Origin of the sequence: Sphingobium sp. (genome assembly GCF_035511395.1) — a bacterium.
Classification (GTDB): domain Bacteria; phylum Pseudomonadota; class Alphaproteobacteria; order Sphingomonadales; family Sphingomonadaceae; genus Sphingobium.
The window spans coordinates 1-5,360 of record NZ_DATKFP010000354.1 but is presented as its reverse complement, the minus strand read 5'-3'; the positions used below and the strand labels follow the sequence as shown (position 1 = coordinate 5,360).

At 62.0% G+C, this 5,360-nt stretch carries 7 protein-coding genes; 1 reads left to right on the top strand and 6 read right to left on the bottom strand.

The features are described 5' to 3' along the window. The 6 genes from VMR39_RS24510 to VMR39_RS24485 form a co-directional block, all read right to left on the bottom strand. Positions 1–1,059: TonB-dependent receptor plug domain-containing protein (locus VMR39_RS24510; RefSeq protein ID WP_325420136.1), on the bottom strand; the 1,059-nt coding region annotated here is incomplete at its 3' end. 135 nt (positions 1,060–1,194) lie between these two features. After that, positions 1,195–1,965: a metallophosphoesterase family protein gene (locus VMR39_RS24505; protein ID WP_325420134.1), complete on the bottom strand. Its 771-nt coding sequence runs from the start codon at positions 1,963–1,965 to the stop codon at positions 1,195–1,197. A gap of 14 nt (positions 1,966–1,979) precedes the next feature. Continuing rightward, a complete protein-coding gene (dcd, locus tag VMR39_RS24500) occupies positions 1,980–2,534 on the bottom strand; it encodes a dCTP deaminase (protein ID WP_325420132.1) in 555 nt (184 codons plus the stop codon). A gap of 6 nt (positions 2,535–2,540) precedes the next feature. Further along, positions 2,541–2,999: a cytidine deaminase gene (locus VMR39_RS24495; protein ID WP_325420130.1), complete on the bottom strand. Its 459-nt coding sequence runs from the start codon at positions 2,997–2,999 to the stop codon at positions 2,541–2,543. Then, on the bottom strand, positions 2,999–3,682 hold the full coding sequence (locus tag VMR39_RS24490) for a GH25 family lysozyme (RefSeq protein WP_414712592.1): 684 nt from the start codon (positions 3,680–3,682) through the stop codon (positions 2,999–3,001). The genes VMR39_RS24495 and VMR39_RS24490 overlap by 1 nt, the downstream gene beginning before the upstream one ends. Before the next feature lie 13 nt (positions 3,683–3,695). Next, entirely contained in the window at positions 3,696–4,178 is a 483-nt protein-coding gene (locus tag VMR39_RS24485; RefSeq protein ID WP_325420128.1) for a UPF0262 family protein, read from the bottom strand. Between the two features lie 113 nt (positions 4,179–4,291). On the opposite strand from VMR39_RS24485, the gene VMR39_RS24480 reads away from it, so the two are divergent. Further along, positions 4,292–5,360: DnaB-like helicase C-terminal domain-containing protein (locus VMR39_RS24480; RefSeq protein ID WP_325420126.1), on the top strand; the 1,069-nt coding region annotated here is incomplete at its 3' end.

The following is a 5,360-nucleotide window of genomic DNA, read 5'->3' as shown; positions in this document are numbered from 1 at the left end:
AAAGGGGTTCGAGGTGATCGGGCTGCTCGCGACGACCGTATTGTCCTGCAACACGCCATCCGCTGAGAGATGGATATAACCCCCGTCCTGTCCGATCGAGAAACCCTTGTCGACCTGCCAGCGGCCTTGCCAGCCGCCATTGTCGGCGGTGCTGCCCATGGTCAGCGCCGCACCGCCGGCAGTGTCGTTCTTCAGAATGATGTTAACGACGCCGGCGATCGCGTCCGACCCATATTGCGCCGACGCGCCATCGCGCAGCACTTCGATCCGCTGGATCGCATTGCCGGGGATCAGGTCGAGGTCCGGCGGTGACTGGCCGTTTTGGACGGACCCGTTGATGAAGAGCGTGGCGGTATTGTGCCGGCGCTTGCCGTTGACCAGTACCAGCAACTGGTCGCCGCCCAGACCGCGAAGCGACAATGTCCGCACTGCCCAGCTTGCGCCCGCGCCATTGTTCGACACGTTGATGGAAGGTACGAGCGTACCCAGCAGGTCACGCACCGACTGCTTGCCGCTGGTTTCCAGATCCTTGGCGCCCAGAACATCGATCGGGGCAAGGCTTTCGGCGACCGTGCGCGTCGTGGTGCGAGTGCCGGTAACGATGATCGGGGTCGCATCTTCCACCGGTTCCGGAGCGGGGGCCATGGCCAGCGCTTCAGCGCCGGCGCCCGGAATGGTCGCCTGCGCGTACTGGAGAGCCAAAGGGCTGCGCCGCGCCGCGCTGCGGCTGGCGGGCGAGGCAAGGGCAATCACGCCCGCGCCGGCATCCGATGATTTGAGGTCGGTGCCTGCAAGCAGGCGAGCCAGCGCCTCCTGCGTCGACATCCAGCCCTGGATCCGGCGGCTGCGGATCGCGGCAACCTCGTCATAGGGGAAGAGAATACGCATGCCCGATTGGGCGGATAATTGCCGTAATGCGCTGCTCAGCGGCTGAACATGAATGTCGAACTTGTGACGCTGTACCAGAGATGCATCGGTTGTCGTGGCGGCGACAAGTTGAGTAGGCGAAACAAGGCATATGGCGAGGACGGCCCCCGCCACGGCATGGCGAATACGCATTGTCTGTTCCCCTGATGAGACGGCGATTATTACCGTTCTGCTGCAAAGAGACGAATGCGATCGCCTGATCCACTATGAGATTTTCAAAAAGCAGGACATTCGTCCGAAATTATATTCGGCCAAGCCAAGTGTCGCTTAACTGCCTGTCTGAAGGAACCATCGGTCGGCACCTTCCAGTCCGATTGCGGTCAGGCATCCGGAAAAATAGGCACCGGTGTCGATGCCGATCCGGTTAGATCGTTCGTCGATGTCCGGTGTGATGCTGTGGCCATGCACCACCATCTTTGGATGCGGTCGCTGATGGTCCAGAAAATCGCGCCGGATCCAGCGCAGGTCGGCCGCGCTCTGGTCGACGATCGCCACGCCGGGGCGGATGCCGGCATGGACGAACAGATAGTCGCCGATCACCTGACTGTCGGGCAAATCGTCCAGAAAATCGACATGGGTGCGGGGAATATTGTTGAGCATCCATCGTGCGACATCAGTATCTGCCATCTCCTTGAACCGATGCTGTGCCAGTCCATAGCTGGCCAGCGTCTGCGCTCCACCGGCCCGGCGGAAGGTGGGTATTACCCGCTCGTCGCCAAAGGCAGCATGAAGAAACAGTTCCTCATGATTGCCCTTGAGGCAGAGCGCGCCTTCCTGTCGGACGAGTGCCATCACCCTTTCGACCACCTGGCGCGAATCCTGCCCGCGATCGACCAGATCGCCCAGGAAGATGAGGCGCGATTTCATCGGCCCGCGCGCGAGACAGTCGGCCGCGATCAGGCCAAGCAATTGCTCCAGCAGATCCAGCCGCCCATGGATATCGCCAATGGCGTACAGGCGCACATCCTCGCCCGTATGGGGCGGGGGGCGGTCATCAGGCTCGGCCTCAAGCCATTTGCCAATGCGCCAGAAACTCATTTCGCCAATGTTACTTACAGGCGAGGCAGTGTCACCCCCTGCTGCCCCATATATTTGCCCGCGCGATCGGCGTAGCTGACCTCGCACGGTTCATTGCCCTGAAGGAACAGGAACTGGCAGGCGCCTTCATTGGCGTAGATCTTGGCCGGCAGCGGCGTGGTGTTGGAAAATTCCAGCGTCACATGCCCTTCCCAGCCCGGCTCCAGCGGTGTCACGTTCACGATGATGCCACAGCGCGCGTAGGTGGACTTGCCGAGGCAGATGACCAGAACGTCGCGCGGCACGCGAAAATATTCGACAGTGCGGGCGAGGGCAAAGCTGTTGGGGGGGATGATGCAGCAATCGGTCTGGCGATCGACGAAATTCTTGGGATCGAAATCCTTCGGGTCGACGATCGTGCTGTCGACATTGGTGAAGATCTTGAACTCGTCCGCAACCCGCGCGTCATAGCCGTAGGAGGACAGGCCGTAGCTGATGCAGCCCTCGCGCCGCTGGCTTTCCACGAACGGCTCGATCATGCCGTTGCTCAGCGCCTGTTCGCGAATCCACTTGTCGGAAAGAATGGCCATGGGATCTCAGCTCTTTTTCGTGGGGCCGATGCCCAGGTCCGCCGGACCGAAGGCATGGGGAAGAAGGTCGGCAACGCGCAGGTGGAGCACCCGGTCACCGCTGGGGGTGGCGCAATAGATGGCGAGCGTGCGTCCCGCCATCTGTTCCGCCTCGTTCATGATCTGGCGGCATCGGCCACAGGGGGTGACGAGCGCTTCGTCGTTAGCGTCCATTGCGCCGCCTACGACGGCGATTTCCGCGACATCGGCGAAGCGGCCCTGTGCGTTGACACTCGCCAGCGCCACGGTTTCCGCGCAGAGCGACAGGCCGTAGCTGGCATTTTCGAAATTGCAGCCTGTGATGACGCTGCCGTCGATCAGCCGAACCGCCGCGCCCACGGCAAAACGGCTATAGGGTGCATGGGCGTTCGCCATCGCCACGCGTGCGGCGGCGATCAACTCTTGTACTTTATTTTCTTCAGGCATCAGGGCGCCACCACATTCCATCTGACTGGACCATCGACGCCGTCGATATGCCGCATATCGCTGGCTGTCCACATCACCCATGGCCGGGTCGCATAATCGGGGGGCATGAAATTGTCGTCCAGCCACAGTGTCCGATTGATGCCCGACCCGATATCATAGGCCTTGTCGAAGTCCTCGGTCAGGTTGAGCAGCGCGGGCTTGCCCGCCTGACCCTCGACCAGATTGATCAGCGTGTTGAGATCGGACAGCAACTGGTCGCGTCCCGGCCGTGCCTTGCATCCCGGCTCGAAGGAAAGCCGGATCACCGGGGGCAGGGCGGCATTGTCGCGCGGCACCGTGGTCATGAAGGCAGTCGCCTGATCGCTCGGCTGGCGGCAGAGGCTGAAATCGATCAGTGCGCCGTAGCGCATCCCCGCCGCTCGAACGCCGCGCCAATTGGCCGCAAAGGCCGCGTCGCGCCGACCTGCGCCATCGGCCGCGCGAATATAGGCAAAATCCGCGCCCTGCGCCGCCAGCGTGCCCCATTCGACCGTGCCATTGTCCGACGTGATGGCGACACCCTGCACCGGATATTGCTCACGGCTCGGCGCCCAGCCGCGTGCATAGAGCCACAGCGTCAGGGCAAGCGCCGCAATCACCGCCAGTCCCGCCCCGATACGGAACAGCAGTCCCCCCAAAGTCACAACCCTGATCGTCTTACCCCTTGATATGCAGCACGCAGATGAGCGTGAAAAGTCGCCGCGCCGTGTCGAAATCCACGTCGATCTTGCCTTCCAGCCGCTCCTTCAGAACCTCGGCCGCATCATTGTGAATGGCGCGGCGGGCCATGTCGACCGTCTCGATCTGCTGGGGCGAGGCATTGCTGATCGCCTGATAATAGCTGTCGCAGATCGCGAAATAGTCGCGGATCGGGCGGCGGAATCGACCCAGGCCCAGGATGATCGCCTCCAGCGCGCTGTCATCCTCCCGGTTGACCTCGATCACCAGCCGGCCTTCCTCGACCCGCAGCACTACCTTGTAGGGGCCGGCATAACCATCGCCATGTTCGCGCTGCGGGGCGAAGTGATTATCCTCCAGCAGGTCGAAGATCGCGATGCGCCGTTCCTGCTCCACGTCGGCATTGCGCCACAATATCGTGCGCTGGTCGAGCTGGATGTCTATGATGCGCGGATCAGCCATGATGGAGCGAACAGTCAGTGCGGCGGCGCGCGCTGAAATGCAAGGGGGACTTATCCACAGATGGATAGGATTGGCCCCTTGCGTGGAACGATGCGGGAGAGGAAAGAGGGCGCATGGTCGAACTGTTGAAACTCAATGCCGCCGATACCGGCGGAACCGAACTGCCGCGCAATGTCGAGGCTGAAGCCGCGCTTCTGGGCGCGATCATGATCGACAATCGCATTGCGGAGGATGTGCAGCTCAAACTGAAGTCCGAACATTATTTCGAGCCGCTGCACGGTCGTATCTACGACGCGATCATGCGCCTGCTGGACAAGGACATGGTCGCCAACCCGGTGACGCTGAAGCCCATGCTGGAGCAGGATCCAGCGCTCAAGGAACTGGGCGGCGCGGCCTATCTGGCGCAGTTGACCGGCAATGGCGCGGCGCTGATCGGCGCGCGCGACTTCGCCAGCCAGATCTACGACCTCGCTCTGCTAAGGCAACTCGTCAGCGTTGGACGTGAACTCGTTGAAAATGCGATGGACACCAGCGAGGATGTCAATCCCCGCGAACAGATCGAGGCGGCCGAAGTCGCGCTGTATAAAGTGTCCGAGGGCGAGGGCGAAACCGGGTCGGTCAAGAGCTTCCTCACCGCTTCCACTGCCGCCGTTCAGGTGGCTGAGCGCGCACTCAACAGCGGCGGCCATGTGTCGGGCATCACCACCGGCATCAACAGCCTCAACGCCAAGATCGGTGGTTTGCACAATTCCGACTTGATGATTCTCGCCGGCCGTCCCGGCATGGGCAAGACCTCGCTTGCGACCAACATTGCCTATAATGCTGCATCGCGCTGGCTTCGCGACAATGCCGACGGCATTCCGTCGGACAAGAATATGGGCGCGAAGACCGCCTTTTTTAGCCTCGAAATGTCGGCCGACCAGTTGGCGACCCGCGTTCTTGCCGAACAGTCGGGCATTTCGGGCGAAGCGCTGCGCATGGGCAAGATCAGCCGGGCGGATTTCCAGAACCTGTCCCGCGCCGCGCGCGACTTGCAGGAACTGCCGCTCTTCATCGACGATACGCCGGGCCTGACGATCGCCGCGCTTCGTACCCGCGCGCGTCGTTTGAAGCGCCGCCATGATATCGGCTTCATCGTGGTCGATTATCTCCAGTTGCTCCAGGGCACCGGGCGCGGCAATG